Raw genomic sequence first — 16,951 nt, 5'->3', positions numbered from 1 at the left:
GTATATAAGGCAGGAACAAACGACCTGCCCGTAGACGCCTCTCACAAGCGTGCCAAGGGCATTAAGAACGCAGGATACCCCTGCGGTGAGCCGTCCACACGGCGCCAACCACCAGTGTCAGACCAACGCCACGAATAGCCCAGAACACCCTACCATGCTGAGCACCCTCTTCGCTGGTAGGAGCCGCAACAGAAACCGTAGCATTCACACTGTCCTGGCGGTCAGCGTTCGTATTGGACTGCACCTGGGTGGTGGTCGAATTCACCACGGCAGAACGGGTATTGGCTTCCGAGTGGATGACGGGCGTGAAGCCTTTATTGCCATTACTGGAGGTGGCATCACTCGCGGGTCCCTGGGCGACCGTGCCGGAATTTGCGGCAGCCGCATTAGACGCCGGATCAGAACGCATCAGGAAGGCAGCGTACACCGAGCCGCTCTTCAGCAGAGAACCAGGCATGCCGATAGCCACACTGAACTCGCCGTCCACAATGCTGTCAGGACTGATGCGGGTGTACGAGATGGCCTCGCCCTCAACGTTGCCGTTCGCGTCAGATTCAAACACCGTCAGGTCGTAACCGCCTTTGTAAGCGGGCAGGTGCTTGGCGCTAATGGTCACGGGCTTAGTTTCAGAGTCGGAGCGGACCTCAGCGTATTCAACGCTCAGCTTCGGGGGAGTCTGGCTGTCGCGGGATGCAGTGGTGCTGCCGGGAATTTCCTGAACCTTCTGCATATGAGGGGACTCATTGGAAGTTTCAGCAGGCGCAACCTCGGAGGAAATCTCCTGGTTTCCGTTCTGCTGGTTTAGTGTCTGTTCGTTCTTCTTTTCTTCTTCGCGGATCTTCGCCAGAGCCTTCAACTCATCAGCGGTCAACTGGTGGTTGCCCTCATTCTGATCCGCATACACCTCATCAGAGTCATCCTCAACCGGGATAGTGTGCGGCACAAGGGATCCATCAGAAATCATGAATTCGCCGTAGCCTGCGTCGGTGGTCACCAGATCCATGATGTTCATGGAGTAATAGCCCTTTTGAGGCATCTGTGGCATGTCGAAGGTAACGAGCATTGAGCCGTCATCAGCCCGCGCAATATGCATAGCGGACGGCTCGTAGATGTCAGATACAATAATCGTGCCAGAGGTGCTGTAGTGCTGCAACACCAGATAGACCTTGGGCACATCGCCCACATAGTCACCCTTATAAAAGGGGTACAAGCTTAAGAGTTACCTGACCGTCCTTGATAGATTGCACGCGAAAGAGCATGAATGTGCTTCGGAAGTCGAGTGATAGTCATGTGTGCCATTTCGATCGATGTAGGCGCAAAGCGTGGAATAGGGGCGGCTCACCGCAAGCCGGTGTTTCTATCCAAGTATTTGCGCATCAGTATGTCGGTTACATCCTAGCCCAACACGGATATTGCACTTATTATTGCATTCATATACTAAAACTTTATGTTGCAGCAATTGCCGACATAAAAGGAATTTGAACAGTTTACTGAGATATAAATAACGTAAAATTCGAATACTATAATATATCCCCAATAGTGCATCAAAAAGAGATTTTACCCGGTTCCCGATTACAGCAGAACCCAACGCCCAGGCACACAAAAGATGTCCCACCGAACACGCACCCCATCAGGGCGCACTCAGCGGGATGCCTCTCACTCAGTAGGCCACCTATAGAGAGTCACCTACACGCCTCACAGCGCGCAGAGTGTGCTGAATACTATTCAGCACCCAGCTCCTCAACACCCTCAAGGCGACGATGATACACGTTCACCGCCACAGCACTACCCACAAAAACCACCGAACCCAGCAGGGCAATACTCAACGGCAACGTACCCTCCGGCAGCGGTCCGTTATCCTGAGCGCTCGCCTTCAGTTTCGAACCGACAGAACCATCGCGCGACCTCGAACTACGAGTATAGAAACTACCCGAACCGTCAATACCCCCATTCTTCTGCGGAGAAGCAACAGTCGCCATTTCAGACTCCGAAGACTGATAACCCAGCAGGTTCACCACAGTACGACTAGGCAATAGCGTTGCATAACCAGACATAATCATCGTCTCAGGAGCCTGCACAGAAGTATCAGCCACAGAGCTTCGAGCCTGCGCAGTAATCGCACGAGCAGAACGCTGAGCCTCAACAATATAGCCCAGGGCACCCTCCACCGACGGGATCTTAGCAACATAATCAGCAGCAAGATCAGCAGGCTCAGCAACCATAGAAGGCGCAGAAGAAGCCGACGGAGCCACACGACGACTCGCATCAGAAATTACCGGACCCACCGGGCGGGTGCTAGATTCTGCAGGCTTCGGAGTGTGATTCACCGGAACAGCACGCTGAATCACGCTCACACCAAAAGCGGTGGTCGCCGTCAGCTGCAGCTCCTCAGTGGAGTCACCGCCCACCACAACCACACGGTAGCGTTTGCCGGGGTTCAACGCGGTGCCGGGAACCTTCAAATCAGTGGAGAAAGCACCATCAGCAACCTGCTGAGGATTCACGTGAGTAGTAGCCAGAGGCGAACCCACAGCACCACCATCAGCAGGCATTTCAAAGACCATCACGTCATAACCCAGGCCACTCTCCGCCACATTCCTAGCACTGACGCTAATAGGCTGAAAGTCAGCCGACCCGCGCAACTCCGCAGTAGAGATTTCCAGAGTTGCTTCACGAGTCTCAGCGGGGGCACGTCCATCAGGGCGGTTATGCACCAGCAAACGGTCCTCAGTCACCTCGGCATCGGATGCCGCTTCGGAAGCACTCGCAGAAGTACTCTTCGACGGCGCAGCAGAGGGAGCCGGGGCAGCCGTAGGACGGGGGCTGTCCTTTGCGGCGCTCGGGGATGCGCTCGGGCTTGCGGACACCGCAGGGGCGGGGTTCGCCTCCACCTTTGTGGCGCGGGGAACGCCGGGGGAGGTGTCCGGGAAGAAAATGTTCTGGCGGCTAGCTATAATCTCGTCGACTGTTACACCATGCTCGGGCATAAACTCGACGGAGACAGTCTCGCCGTTGCTCAGATTCTCAATTTCCACCATGTACGGCTGCTCAACGTTGAGGCGCTGGTGGATGCTCAGCTCCATGTTGCCTTCTTCATTCTTTGAGGCAGTCAGCTGAGCTGCGGGTACGGTCATGGTCACCACGACGCCATCTTCAATGGAGATGGCGGACAGGCGAACCTCCACCTGATCCAAAGAAGTTACACCGCCGACCTGCAGGAGAGTGTAGTCGCCAGTCTGAGCCAGCAGATCCAAGGTGATGCTGTGCTGAACGACGTCGGCGGCAACGGAGAGCGGAAGTTCAGGCTTTTCAGACTGCTGAGTCTGCGCATAAGCGGCGGATGCAAAGGTGCCGGGAGCCAGAGTTGCAGGCGCGAGGGCGCCCCCCAAACCGAGGGTTGCGGACGCTACTAGCGCCGCGCCGCGAGCAGTTCGCTGCGTGGAAAACATGGTCACCTATTTTCGTGAGTGAGTGTGATGAATCGTCGCATGACTCCTGCGCCCAAAAGATTGGAAGTAGGCGCAGTATAACGGTTCTCTAATATCGGTGACCGGAGGCGCTTCACAGCGTTTCCCAACCCCGTGTAAACGAGGCGACAAAGAGTTACAGTAATGTATGCAACATCACCATAAATTATAGGCATAATCCTAGATAAACGTAGGCTTAGCCTTAGGAAAAGTTAAAGATGAAGGGGCGCCCAAATCCTATGATTCGGGCGCCCCTTCATCTTCGTGTATATTTTGCCCGTCGGACAATAATTCGCGTGGTTTAGCAGCGAGAGCTGAACTGCATCCCAGTACGGCGACGACGGCTCAAGCGCATACCGGCAAGCAACGACATCGATCCAACAGCACTAATAACCAGCACATTGGAAGCGCCGGTAGCGGCAAGCTGCTCACGCTTCTGCTCAGAAACAGCCTTCTGAGAACCAGAGGCCTGTGCCTTCCGCTCGCCACTCTTCTGAGCCTCGACCTTCTGAGCGGACGCATCCTGAGCACCGGTATTCTGAACCGCAACCGAAGTATCATCCTCCTGCTCGGTAGCGCTCTCCCCCGCCTTCTGCTGATCTGCCGCAGAAGCGGTAGCCTCAGAAGACGCAGAGGCTTCGGGTGCAGCAGCCTCAGCAGAAGCGGTAGCCTCAGAAGACGCAGAGGCTTCGGGGGCAGAGCTTTCAGACTCCGACACCTCGGGGGTTGCGAGCGCATTACCCACGCCATCGCGGTCCACCTTGAAGCCACCGTTCACGATGCGTACGGCGCCGTACGCATCTTCCGCTACAGCACTCACACGGTAGGTAGTGCCGGGCTTAAGAGCAGCACCGGGAATCTGCACATGTGCGGTGAAAGCACCAGTAGAATCAATTTCCGAGACATCAGCCGAAGCAATGACGCCACCGGTTGCTACACCATATTCATCCACGGCGCTCACCATCAGGTGCACCGTGCCGGCACCCTCAAAACCTTGACCACGCAGGGTCAAGGTCTTCTCAGAGTCAGTTTCGGGAACAACGGTTTCTTCCACGTACAGGAGGGCGGCCAACACGGGGTTAGCTGTGTTGTCCTGAGACTGTTCGGCAGAGGTGTCACGAACACGGTCAAAGCGAGTGTTGCGCGGCAGGCTGTAGCGGCGGCCGGGGTTATCCTCGGGCAGTACGTGATCGAACTGCTGCTGTGCAGTGTGCGCAGATACTACGCTCTCAGACTGTGCAGCCGGCTCAGGCTGAACCTTCTCCTCAAACTGCTTCTTCTCAAGCTGTACCTGCTCAGCCATAGCGCGTTCAGCGGTTGCAACCGGCGTGGAGGCGTGCTCTACATTCCAACCATTCATGAAAGGAACCTCAACTTCCTGGGCAGTGTAGCCATTAGCGGCAGACGGCGCGATTTCAACACTGAGCACATAGCGCAGGCCGTCCTGGGCTCGCTGTACTTTTTCAAGCCTGCGACCTTCCACTTCAATACCGTCCAGGAGGGTGCCGTTCATAACGTCGGCACGCGCAGGAGAGGTAGCCAGCAGGATGCGGTTACCCTGGGTATCAAGGGCGTACACGTAGGTCACGACTTCAAAAGCCTGAACCCCACCAAGACCGGTCACCTTGTAAACCACCAGATTCTTATCCTGCGGGATTTCCATCTGACCAGAGAGAATCTGGACACTCAGGGGCTCATCCTGAGTATCTGCAGGCAGTAGCTCCAGGGGTGCGGAGGAGTTGTAGGATACGTCCTCCGTCGCGTAGCCCTTGCCGGGATCAACGACAGCGGTCGCGACGACGTACTGCTGATTGGGGTCGAGGGTACCTGCGGGCAGGGTCAGCTGGGTGCTGAAGCGACCATCCTCCACATCGAGTTCGGGCACGAGGGTCATCGCTACGGCGGAGCCGCGACCCAGCGCATAGAGGGGGTACTGGCGGTATTCGCTCACGTAGACTGCCACACCGTAACGCTCAACAGCACCGCCGGTGAAGCCTTCACCACTGACGGTGATGCTCTGGGAGCGTGCGGGGTTAATGACAACGCCCTGCTCTACGTACACCTGCGGGGAATTCTGGGTAGCGACGTTTTCGATGGGGGTTGCGTTTACCGTGGAGGGAGGATTATCGGGCTCCACCGTAGTTGAGGAGGTGGGCCCACCAGGATTCTGCACCTGCCCATCTGCGTGCGCGGCACCAACACCGGTGACGGTCAGGACGGAAGCAGCAATAGCGGCTGTTGCTCGGGTTTTTGAGTGAGCGGGTTCGGGCATAGAACACACCTTTTTCTGTGAGTGTGAACGATACCCTTCGGTTGATGCCACGGGTTGAAGACGCACGGGTGTTTCTTCGGATCGAGTGTTATAACGTACGGACTAGTTATAACATTCATGTAGTGGTGAAAGTTACCACGAAGGGAATCGCTCTATTTATCGATAATTCCACACTAACAATACTTTTCCATTTATTGCGGTAAATACGCTTTACCTTCCAAGTATTTTCTTGTGCAATAACCCACATAGCATACTTTTCACCTTTCAGAACGCCATCAAGAGCACTCAAAATACATAGACTAGGCAAAACTCTTCAACTCTACCTTGAAGGTCAAAGTTTTATTGCATGCATATGCAGCTTTAATGGATTTGAGATAAAAATATTCTGCACATCCATGCATTTAATTTATTTCTTTTAAGTGAAAAAATTGCAGGTCACAGCGCTTTTTCCCGCACATTGATTAAAAGCGTGCGTACCAATAACCACGCACAAAATAACCCAGCAAAATGATTCCGCCACCCCACCCCAGCACCCTCAGTAATAAACTCCCTATGAATCGGTAATACGAACGACTCTCTTGCCACGCGTATGGCCAGCCTTCAAATCGCGGTAGGCTGCACGGACATCCTCAATCGTGAACCCGTACACGCGATCCAGCCGAATTGACACTTTTCCCTCGGTAACCAGCTCGGCTAGGGCTTCAAAATCCCCGTGTTCCGAGTGGCGGGGGCCTGTAAACTGCGCTCCCCTAATCATGACCTTGGGCGAGGGAACGAGAGTTCCAATGTCTTTACCCTTCAGACCCAGCGAGAATGCCAAGCTGACGTAGTCGCCACCATAGCAGTCCAGGAACTTCGTCACGCGGCCCTCAGCAGCCTTGAGCACACGCTCCCTAACGCCCTCACCGTAGGCAACCGGAACAGCACCCAGTGACCTAACAAATTCGGCATTCGCAGCCCCCGCGATTCCGACGACCCGTGCGCCACGAGCCACCGCATACTGCACGGCGGTGGACCCAATTCCGCCCGAGGCTGCAGAAATGGCCACAGTATCGCCCGCGCCCACGCCAATATGGCGGAAGGCGCCTCCCACAGTCAAGGCCGCGACACCCATTGCAGCGGCATGGTCAAAATCAATAGAGGCGGGCTTAAGCGCAATATCACCGGTATTCACGCAAATTTCCGTAGCCAGAGATCCCCGCTTAGTACCCAGACCGGGGGCACTAACAATGGTTCCGAAGACCTCGTCACCCACATGGTAACCCGATACGCCGGGCCCCACCTCGAGCACCGTGCCGGAGAAATCACGCCCTACTCCACGAGGGAACTGCGATTTCTTTGATTCAAACCAACGGCGGGGGTTCCTGATTTTCATGACGCGCGAGAGCATCCTGAGCTGCGGAGCGCCCTCAAAGATCTTATAGTCCACAGGATTCAGGCCGACCGCACGCACCGCAATCTTTACCTGTCCCTCTTCGGGGTTCTCCCCCGGTACGTTCGCGAGCTTCAGATTCTCCACGGGCCCAAAGCAGTCATACTGCACCGCCTGCACGCTCATCGTTTCTCGTTCCTTTATTCCCGATTCGGGACTCCAAAACTCACAGGCTCAGGAAACCCGCAACAAACAAATCTGCACCGGCTTGTCCAAGTATCGCGATTGTTACGTTCCGCAAAATACCGCCTAAACGCCCTCGCGGTCTCCTAGGAATATTTTATTCCCAAGGAGACCGCGAGGGCGTTTCATAAGACTCTATACGAAAGGATAAACCTTAGAGGCTGCGGCGGCGCAGGAGCATCAGTGCGGCACCAGCAATCAGAGCTGCGGCGCCAACGCCTGCAATACCTGCAACACCCTCAGCACCGGTGTTAGCCAGCTGCGGCTTCGAGGAAGCCGAAGAAGAGGTCGAAGTCGAACCCTTGGTGCCGGAGGAGCCTACGGTGTGGCCCTTGGAGCTAGAGGAGGTAGCAGCAGATGCGTTGCCAACCTTAGCCTTGGGTGCCTGAGAAGAAGGTACGCGGGTCTCGCTCACCACAACCGAGCCATCTTCGCGCATCTCAGCGGTGAAGACACTGGTGGTGCCGTCGCCATTATCGCGAACGGTGGTGTTGTCACCCTCGGTAGCTGCCGGCAGGGTGGGCGCCGGGTGGTCCGCATCGCTCACAACAGCAGTGGTTACTGCTACCTGGTGTACCAGACCATTGGGGTCGCTGGTTGCCACCATTGCGTAGGCGTAACCGGGCTGCAGGCGCTCGGACAGGATGCTGACCTTCGCACGGAAGGTACCCTCCATGATTTCAGAAGCAGGCACATCGTAGGTTGCCAGAGCCTCGCCGGTGATGTTGCCGTCAGCATCCAGGCGGTAGATGTTAATCTGAACGCCCTGAGCAACAGACTCGTGGGTGAAGCCGGAGCCGTTGAAGGTCAGAACGTTGTACTGGTCGTTCGGATCCAGGGAAGCATCCTCGGTGGTGAGGGTTGCGTTCTCGGGTGCCGCGGGAGCCTCGGGTGCAGGGCTCTCTTCCTTCGGAGCTTCCGGTGCCGGGGTTACGGGAGCGGGAGTCTCATCCTCGGGCGCCGGGGTCACGGGGGCAGGAGTCTCATCCTCGGGGACCTCCGGTGTGGGGGTAGCGCTCTCAGTAACCTTGAAGGAGGAGATAGCTACGAGCCTCTGATCGGGCTGACCCTGCGGGTTGCTTACAGCAGCCAGTGCGTAGGATGCGCCTGCGGGCAGCTTGCTTGCCTCAACAGTGAAGGCGGTCTTGAAGGAGCCGTCCTGAATCTGGTCTGCAGACACGGAGACGGTTGCGATAGCCTCGCCGGTGACCTGCTTGTTTGCATCCAGTGCGTAGATGCTGACCTGAACGCCGGGGCCAACCTTCTCGCCGTAGAAGCCGGTAGCAACAACACTCACGGTGTTGAACTGTGCATCACCGGGGAAGTGAGCGTTCTCAATAACGACGGAGGGGTCAGCCTGCTTTGCCTCGGGGGCCGGGGTTGCCGGAGCAGTGGGGGCAGGAGTCTCTGCCTTGGGAGCCTCGGTAGCGTCTGCCTTAGGAGCTTCAGCCTTAGGAGCCTCGGTTGCCTCAGCCTTGGGGGTCTCAGCCTTAGGAGCCTCGGTTGCCGGAGTGGTGGGCTCGGGGGTTGCCGGAGCAGTGGGGGCAGGAGTCTCTGCCTTGGGAGCCTCAGTAGCTTCAGCCTTGGGTGCTCCGGTTGCCTCAGCCTTGGGTGCTTCGGTCTTAGGAGCCTCAGCCTTGGGGGTCTCGGTTGCATTGCCACCAGGCAGGGAAGAAGTCTGAGAAGATGCCTTCTGATCAACAACCTGCTGCTGCTGATTGGCGGGTGCTTCTGCCGCAAAGGTTGCCGGGATTGCTGCCACAGAACCAGCGGTAAAAGCTGCCGCAGCTGCGATCTTGTAAACGCGACGGGTAGTCTTCGACATTTTTCCTCGATCTCTGAATTATCGGTGGTGAACCTACGCGGTGCGCCTCCGTCTTTGGGGGGGCGCGCAGATTCACATATGGGTGTGCTGCTAAAAGGCTAACACCCGACTCTGAGTCTTCTACCCTCTTTAAGCAAGAGTAATGAAATCGTTATAAAACCACCCCTCAAGTTGAGAGTTAACACAGACCAATTGTGGTGTTTTTCGGTCATGTACTGACATATGAACGCCGGTAACCCTACATTTTGATTGCATTTGAGGAAAATATGATACTTTCCATGGATAATTTCACCCCAGCTATTTCACCATGGTGAACCTTAAAGTCTCACGTACTACTTTATGGTTCCATCAAGTACTCCTTGACACCTCTCCCCCGCCCATTCCCACCCCACATGACACCCGGACCCAAGCTCCACACAAGCCACAGATCTCCCGGGCACACCAGCAAAAAGCCTCGCATCAGCGAACGCAAGAGCACAAAGCTTAGCCCTCCTTGCGAATCACCTTAAACTGGCTCGGCTGTGCCACCGGGCGAATCGTAATGCGGTCAAGGTTCACGTGGTGCGGAACGTTCAGAGCAAAAGTCACCGTCTGCGCAACATCCTCGGCAGTCAAAGGCTTCTCAACTCCGGCATAAACACGGTCAGCCGCCTCTTTAGAACCCAGACGGTTCAGGGAGAACTCTTCGGTGTGCACCATGCCCGGGCAAATCTCAATCACGCGCACATTATGCTCTGCCTCTTCCAGGCGCAACGCCTCCGTCAGGCCGCGAGCGCCGAACTTCGCCGCATTGTACCCGGCACCGCCCTCGTAGCCGTGTTCCGCGGCGGTAGAGGTCAGGTTCAGGATTGTGCCGTGACCGTTCAGTCGCAGCGCCTCCGCGAAGGCGCGCACCATGTGCAGAATGCCGAGCACGTTCATCTGGTACATCTTCAGGTAGTCGACCGTCTTACCCTCCGCAACCTTATCCACGCCAATAGCGCCACCGGCAATATTAACCAGGGCGTCAATGGTGCCCTGCTCCTCGAGAATCTGCTCGGCAACGAAGCGCACGGAATGCTCGTCAGTCACGTCGCAGGTCACCGGGTGTGCACCCGTCTCTGCGTAGAGGGTGTAGAGGCGGTCAGTGCGGCGAGCCAGAGCATAGACGGTCCAGCCGCTTGCCACCAGATGCTGTACGGTGGCTCGACCAATACCGCTGGATGCGCCGGTCACCACGGCCACTTTGCCGTCACCGGTATGGGGCAGGAAAGGAGATGCAGGAATGTGGGTGTTCTCAGTCATACTTTAATCCTAGTAGAGTGATGCCCGCGGGTGCTCAGTTCGAGCAGACTCGCGGGCATATATTTTGAAATTTTCGATAGTGAGATAGGTACCCGCCGCCGTTCAGAACAAACGATACAGACACCATCACCCGTGCTACTTGCGGCGGCGCGGCAGACCCCAGCGGCTCCTGCCGCCGTCACGGAATCCGAGGCGATGCTCAAAGTACACGGGCGAGCTACTGCCGGTCTTAATCGTGTCCGGAGGGACCGTACCTTCACGCGCAGACAGCAGATAAAGAACCGCAGCGCCGGGCATGAACATAATCAGCGGTAGCACGAAACGCATACGCGCCTCACCATAGCCGCTACGCACCGTTAAATGCCAGACGCACAACGCAACCAGCACCAGGTGCAGTATCAGCAGAACGGTTTCAGGCGTACCCAAACCAAAAATACTCAGAGAACTCATTGGCAGCTCCTCAAAGGTCGTGTATCTTCAGTCTACGCCGCACCCGCTTTGCTGAGAAGGATTCGGGGGCTGTTGATACTGCAGATTTTCGCGCCTACACTGCTGGTAGTCGAGAGCGGCATATTAGGGGGCTCTCTCCCCATTTCCGTTTTTCACTGAGCTCACCGCTGAATCGCCGATTACTCCTCATATTGGGAACCTCCACATGACAGCAATACCGCACCAGCGCATCACCGCGCTACACGAGCAGCGCCAAGCGCTCCAGCAGAGGGCGCACGGCATCCGTGCCGCCACCGGAACCCGCTACAGTTCTGAGGTTCACCTGCTGCTCGGGCAGAGCTACCTCGACCCCGCCAGCTGGCAGGAACTCACCTCCTCCAGCGGGGTACGCGCCGCAGCACGCAAGGCACAATTTGCGCGCCGGTACCGGCACCTCCTGGCGCGTCTAGAAGCCGCCATTGAGCAGTACGAACAGGCAAGCACAGCGCAAAATTCCCCTGGAGCTGAGAGAATGCCGTGAATATGAGAAAATAGCCGTTATGGCTGAAAACATTTTGGGCTCAGACTCGCCCGTACAGATTAACGTTCCCGACCGCCCCGCCCTCGAAGGCCTCGAAGAGAAGCTCTCGCAGCGCTGGGCCGACGAGAAGACCTACGCATTCGATGAGAACACCACTCGCGAACAGGTCTACTCTATTGACACCCCGCCGCCGACCGCATCCGGCTCCCTGCACGTGGGTCACATGTTCTCCTACACCCAGACCGACGTCATTGCACGCTACCAGCGCATGACCGGCAAGAACGTGTTCTACCCCCTCGGCTGGGATGACAACGGCCTACCCACCGAACGCCGCGTTCAGAACTACTACGGCGTTCTCTGCGACCCCTCCGTGGCAGACAACGATTCCTTCCGTGACCTGATCACTTGGAAGGCAGACGGCACCCCCAAGCCCGACCGCAGCCAGGCAAAGTGGCCGCGTATCTCCCGCAACAACTTCATTGAACTCTGTGAAGAGCTCGCGGTTGAAGACGAGAAGGTCTTCGAAAACCTCTTCACCACCCTGGGTCTATCCGTTGACTGGTCGCGCACCTACCGCACCATCGACGCGCACTCCCGCAAGGTCTCCCAGCTCGCCTTCCTGAAGGACCTGGCAGCAGGCAACGCCTACATGGCTGAAGCACCGACCATGTGGGACGTCACCTTCCGCACCGCAGTGGCACAGGCTGAGCTGGAAGACAAGGAACGCCCCGGCGCGTACCACCGCATCAGCTTCCACCGCCCCAACGGCGAGAAGGTCTGGATTGAGACCACCCGCCCCGAGCTGCTGCCCTCCTGTGTAGCCCTCGTGGCGCACCCGGACGACGAGCGTTACAAGCCGCTGTTCGGCACCACCGTCACCTCCCCGCTGTTCGGCGTTGAGGTCGAGATCAAGGCGCACCCGCTGGCACAGCCCGACAAGGGTGCCGGTATCGCCATGATCTGTACCTTCGGTGACACCACCGACGTCACCTGGTGGCGTGAACTACAGCTGGACACCCGCGCCCTCATCGGTCGCGACGGCCGTTTCTCCCGCGAAACCCCCGAGTGGATTACCTCCGCCGAGGGTCGCGAGCGCTACGAGCGCATGGCAGGCACCACCGTCTTCACCGCGCAGAAGACCGTCGTGGAGATGCTGGTTGAAGCTGGCGAAATGGACGGCGACCCCAAGCCGATTACCCACCCCGTGAAGTTCTACGAGAAGGGCGACAAGCCCCTCGAAATCGTTGCTTCCCGCCAGTGGTACATCCGCAACGGTGGCCGTGACGCTGCACGCCGCGAGAAGCTCATCGAGCGCGGCCGTGAGATGAACTGGTACCCCTCTTTCATGCGTAGCCGCTACGAGAACTGGGTTGAGGGCCTGAACGGCGACTGGCTGATTTCTCGCCAGCGTTTCTTCGGCGTTCCCTTCCCCGTCTGGTACCCGCTGGACGCTGAGGGTGAGCCGGATTACGAGAACCCGATTCTGCCAGCCGAAGAGATGCTGCCGGTTGACCCCGCATCTCAGGCTGCTCCCGGTTACACCGAGGATCAGCGCGGCGTAGCGGGCGGTTTCATCGCTGACCCGGACGTTCTGGACACCTGGGCTACCTCCTCCCTGACCCCGCAGATTGCGACCGGTTGGGGTGTGAACCCGGACCTGCACGCGAAGACCTTCCCCATGGATCTGCGCCCGCAGGGTCACGACATTATCCGCACCTGGCTGTTCTCCACCGCTGTTCGCGCGGAGACCCTGGCTTCCTCCGTGCCGTGGTACAACACCGCGCTCTCCGGCTGGATTCTCGACCCGGACCGCAAGAAGATGTCCAAGTCTAAGGGCAACGTTGTGGTCCCCAACGAGGTGCTGGAGAAGTACGGTTCGGACGCTGTGCGCTACTGGGCTGCTTCCGCTCGTCTGGGCGCTGACACCGCCTACGACGAAGGCCAGATGAAGATTGGCCGCCGCCTTGCCATCAAGTTGCTGAACGCATCCAAGTTCGTGCTGAACCTGGGCGCTACCGAGAAGTCCGTCATCACTTCTCAGGCTCAGGGTCGCGTGCTGATCAACGCTCTGGACCGTTCCCTGCTGGCTCGCCTGGCGTACCTGATTGAGGAAGCAACTGCCGCATTCGAGAAGTACGAGTACGCTCGTGCCCTGCAGATTTGCGAGAGCTTCTTCTGGTCCTTCACCGACGACTTCGTTGAGCTGATTAAGGACCGTGCGTACGGTGCTCGCGGCGAGGAGGAGCAGGCTTCTGTTCTGGCTGCACTGGCAACCACCCTGGATGCTCTGCTGCGCCTGTTCGCGCCCTTCCTGCCGTTCGTGACCGAAGAGATTTGGTCCTGGTGGCGTGCAGGTAGTGTGCACCGCGCCGAGTGGCCGCAGGCACTGCCCATTCTGGAGGGTACCCTGCTGGCTGAGTACTCTGCACAGAACCCGACTGCTGGCATTTCTGCTCAGTGGGTCCTGGCGGACGCTGACCCGGCTCAGATTGAGTCGCTGAAGCAGATCCTGCCGGATGTTGCTGAGGCTCTGGGTGGCCTGCGTAAGGCTAAGAGCGACGCGAAGGTTAAGCAGCGCACCGAGGTTGAGTCCGCAACTATTGCGGCTCCTCAGGCTCAGCTGGATCGCATTGCTGCTGGCATGTCTGATCTGAAGGCTGCCGGTAACGCTCGTGAGCTGTCCCTGGTGGCGGCTGAGGGCGAGTTGGAGGTTCGCGATGTTGTGCTCGTTGTGGAAGAAGCAGCTGAGTAATCGCGTCTTAGCGTTTATCGCTTGATTTTATGACGCCACTTTGGTGTTGGTAACGGGGCGGTACCGATTGACGGTACCGCCCCGTTTTCTGTGCCTGCTGTTCGTTGTAGCTCGCCGGGTGTGAGACCCCGGCGTCTGACCTCTACGGCTCTGACTATAGGCTTTGTCCAAGCTACGCCCGTGGATGTCTGCTCCAGCTCTCTGAGAATCTTTATCAGCGATTCCCCCCACAATGTGGGTTTTAGCTTGCTGGCATGTGGGTATTCTGCAAGATTTCCAACCCATTTTTTCATTCATCAATGTGCAAAGAACATAATCAACCTTATGAGATTGACTGTTGCTTTATGTATGATTGTTGATGCGAGGGTTTTACCATCAGGAACAACCCTCTACTCAGCTTCAGCAACAGACAAATCACCGGTACGAGTAACGACATACCCCGACCAACCGCACGACAGTAAACCACCCGTCAGACGCAGCGATGCGTCCTGACTCTGACCCGTGCCAAAGTAGGCACACCCATAATTACTATGAATTCACACTCTTCATCTTCCGGATTACCGCAAGAGCCTCAGGCGAGGCAGAGCTCAACCCCGAGCACACCGCCAGGAGCGCAAACCAACATTTCCCCCAATCAGCTTCAGCACTATCATACGAGCCTGAACGAGTACATCAGCCAGGCACGTGAACATGCCCAGGCGTTGCGTGCCAGCTACACCAACGAAGTGTATGAACTCTGGCTTCAGCATATTTCCACCAGCGCCGCCACCGATGAGGCGAGCATCGCCTCCGGTTCGTTGACCGCTCAGCAGCTTGAGGAGCTGACCCGCAAGTGGGTGCGCCTCATGCGTGAAAGCCGCGATATGCAGCACCACGAAAGCTCTATCGCCGCCGCACGTGCCGCGGTTGAGGCTAAGCGCCTCCCCGAGTAGGGTCACCTTATATTCTCTTTCACGCGGCAACACCAGCACTTTCACGTTGGTACCGCGTTTTTCTGCGGCGGGGCAATCGAGCCAAGCGATTAAGCCCTGCCCGGAATGCATACTTCACACGACCTGCCCCTTGCTATAGTTATGGATATTCAAAAACCCTAACTATGTTGCAGAAAGGGCGGGAATGTCCCACCAAAAACGCGTCCTGCGGCCTATACGTAGCGATGTCGCTCCCCCAGTTACCTCACCACCGGTCTACCGTGGTGATATTGACGCGCGCGGCGCGGCGCAAGACCTCGTCCCGCGTAGCTTGTGGGTCGATTTCTGGGACACTATTTTCTTCATCTTCGCCGGCGTCGCGGCCCTCGTGCTGACCTTCATGATTCTGGCGAATACGGTCGGCCACTCTTTTTGGGGTTTCCCCATCGCCTTCATTTTCTGGGCGGTCACCGCATACCTGACGCTACCGCGTTTTCACGCCATCATGACCCGCATCTACGTGCCCGACTACTTTATTGGGCGCACCCGCACCCCGGACGGTCTGCTCGGCGACCCAGTCAATATCGGTCTGATTGGTACCGAGGAGCAGATTCACCAGGTCATGCAGGACGCCGGCTGGACCCGCGCTGACGACGTCACCCTCGTCTCCTCCTGGAAGATTATTCTCTCCACCATCACCCGCCGTTCCTACGCGGAGGCGCCCGTCTCCCCGCTGAAAATTTTTGGCAAGACGCAGGCTTTCGCCTATCAGAAGGAAGTGGACGGCAACCCCGAGAAACGCCACCACGTACGCTTCTGGAAAACCCCGGACGGCTGGTTGCTGCCGGGCGGTCACCAGGTGGATTGGTTGGCGGCGGGCACGTACGACTCCGGTGTGGGTTTCAGCTTCTTCACCCTGCAGGTCACGCACCGCATTGACGCCGAAACCGACTTTGAACGTGACTACATTGTGGAGTCCATTCAGTACGCTCACCCGGAAACTCACGTTGAGATTCTGCACGATTTTTCCTCCGGTTACCACGCCCGTAACGGCGGCGGCGACGCGATCCGCACGGACGGCGCGCTCCCGGTCATCGTGCTGAACAACGAGGGCCTGGAGCCGCAGGAGCAGGAAGAAATTCACCTCTCCAGCGCGCACGACCTGGCGTACCGCATGCCGCTGAGCCTGCTGGTCGGTTCGGGTATGCTCATCGCCGTGACCCTCGCAGACATTATCAACAGCGTCATTCTGGCGCTTAACCGCCCGGCGATGCGCGCCAAGCTACTGGAGGAAGGCTCCGGCAATGACCTTGAGTTGCTGAACCTCTTCGATCAGGTGGATAGCAACATGCTGTTGACCGTTACCAGTACGGTGCTAATTGGTTTCGTGGCGATTTATTCGGCGGTGCACCTGTTCCTGCTGTGGAGCACGCTGCGCGGCTCGTCGAAGGCTCGCCGCCTGGCTCTACTGTTGACGGCTCTGAACTTCGCGGCGATTACCGGCGGCGTGCTGTGGGGGCACCAGTCCCTGCCACTGTCCACGATTTTCTTCCAGCTGGGCGTTGCGGTCTTCGCAATGCTGGCGTTCACCTCGGACGCAGCGGTTCAGTACACGGCAACCCGCACCTTCCATATGCGTGATACGAAGATCGTGCAGCGCGCAACGCACCCGAAGGTTCTCAAGCACAGGGCTCAGCGCAAGGCAAAGAAAGCACAGAAGGCGCAGGCCCAGAAAGCGCAGAAGGCCCACAATGCGCAGAAGGCACGCAAAGCTACCTCTGCAAGTAGCGCTCACCGCGCGTAGATTGCACGTTTCAGCGCAACATAGTGAATAGAAAAGTACCGCCCGGTCAGT

11 protein-coding genes are annotated in these 16,951 nt (G+C 57.5%); 4 read left to right on the top strand and 7 right to left on the bottom strand.

The window, feature by feature from the left end:
• Positions 1-61: 61 nt before the first annotated feature.
• The 7 genes from HMPREF2779_RS08275 to HMPREF2779_RS08245 all read right to left on the bottom strand — a co-directional run bounded on the left by HMPREF2779_RS08275 (position 62) and on the right by HMPREF2779_RS08245 (position 10,913).
• The gene (locus HMPREF2779_RS08275) at positions 62-1,183 is read right to left on the bottom strand and encodes a hypothetical protein (RefSeq protein WP_233992327.1); all 1,122 of its coding nucleotides are present in this window, start codon (positions 1,181-1,183) and stop codon (positions 62-64) included.
• 538 nt (positions 1,184-1,721) lie between these two features.
• Positions 1,722-3,449: a propanediol dehydratase gene (locus HMPREF2779_RS08270; protein ID WP_105361282.1), complete on the bottom strand. Its 1,728-nt coding sequence runs from the start codon at positions 3,447-3,449 to the stop codon at positions 1,722-1,724.
• A gap of 319 nt (positions 3,450-3,768) precedes the next feature.
• Complete coding sequence (locus HMPREF2779_RS08265; protein ID WP_105361281.1) at positions 3,769-5,739, bottom strand: adhesin; 1,971 nt, start codon at positions 5,737-5,739, stop codon at positions 3,769-3,771.
• A gap of 550 nt (positions 5,740-6,289) precedes the next feature.
• Positions 6,290-7,297, bottom strand: a complete 1,008-nt coding sequence (locus tag HMPREF2779_RS08260; protein ID WP_105361280.1) for an NADP-dependent oxidoreductase — start codon at positions 7,295-7,297, stop codon at positions 6,290-6,292.
• Positions 7,298-7,508: 211 nt separating this feature from the next.
• On the bottom strand, positions 7,509-9,179 hold the full coding sequence (locus tag HMPREF2779_RS08255) for an LPXTG cell wall anchor domain-containing protein (RefSeq protein WP_105361279.1): 1,671 nt from the start codon (positions 9,177-9,179) through the stop codon (positions 7,509-7,511).
• Positions 9,180-9,662: 483 nt separating this feature from the next.
• Positions 9,663-10,463: an SDR family oxidoreductase gene (locus HMPREF2779_RS08250; RefSeq protein WP_105361278.1), complete on the bottom strand. Its 801-nt coding sequence runs from the start codon at positions 10,461-10,463 to the stop codon at positions 9,663-9,665.
• Between the two features lie 135 nt (positions 10,464-10,598).
• On the bottom strand, positions 10,599-10,913 hold the full coding sequence (locus HMPREF2779_RS08245; RefSeq protein WP_105361277.1) for a penicillin-binding protein: 315 nt from the start codon (positions 10,911-10,913) through the stop codon (positions 10,599-10,601).
• A 205-nt stretch (positions 10,914-11,118) separates the two neighbouring features.
• Between HMPREF2779_RS08245 and HMPREF2779_RS08240 the strand changes: the two genes are divergently transcribed.
• From HMPREF2779_RS08240 to HMPREF2779_RS08225, 4 genes are all read left to right on the top strand, one after another.
• Positions 11,119-11,433, top strand: a complete 315-nt coding sequence (locus HMPREF2779_RS08240; protein ID WP_105361276.1) for a hypothetical protein — start codon at positions 11,119-11,121, stop codon at positions 11,431-11,433.
• Positions 11,434-11,452: 19 nt separating this feature from the next.
• On the top strand, positions 11,453-14,185 hold the full coding sequence (valS, locus tag HMPREF2779_RS08235; RefSeq protein ID WP_105361275.1) for a valine--tRNA ligase: 2,733 nt from the start codon (positions 11,453-11,455) through the stop codon (positions 14,183-14,185).
• A 725-nt stretch (positions 14,186-14,910) separates the two neighbouring features.
• Complete coding sequence (locus HMPREF2779_RS08230; protein WP_141754884.1) at positions 14,911-15,117, top strand: hypothetical protein; 207 nt, start codon at positions 14,911-14,913, stop codon at positions 15,115-15,117.
• A 184-nt stretch (positions 15,118-15,301) separates the two neighbouring features.
• Positions 15,302-16,900 (top strand): LssY C-terminal domain-containing protein, encoded by a 1,599-nt coding sequence (locus HMPREF2779_RS08225; RefSeq protein WP_049337994.1) that lies wholly within the window; start codon positions 15,302-15,304, stop codon positions 16,898-16,900.
• The last annotated feature ends 51 nt before the right edge of the window (positions 16,901-16,951 follow it).

It is taken from the genome of Rothia sp. HMSC069C03 (genome assembly GCF_001811075.1).
Lineage (GTDB): Bacteria > Actinomycetota > Actinomycetes > Actinomycetales > Micrococcaceae > Rothia > Rothia mucilaginosa.
This window is presented reverse-complemented; position numbering and strand designations above follow the sequence as displayed.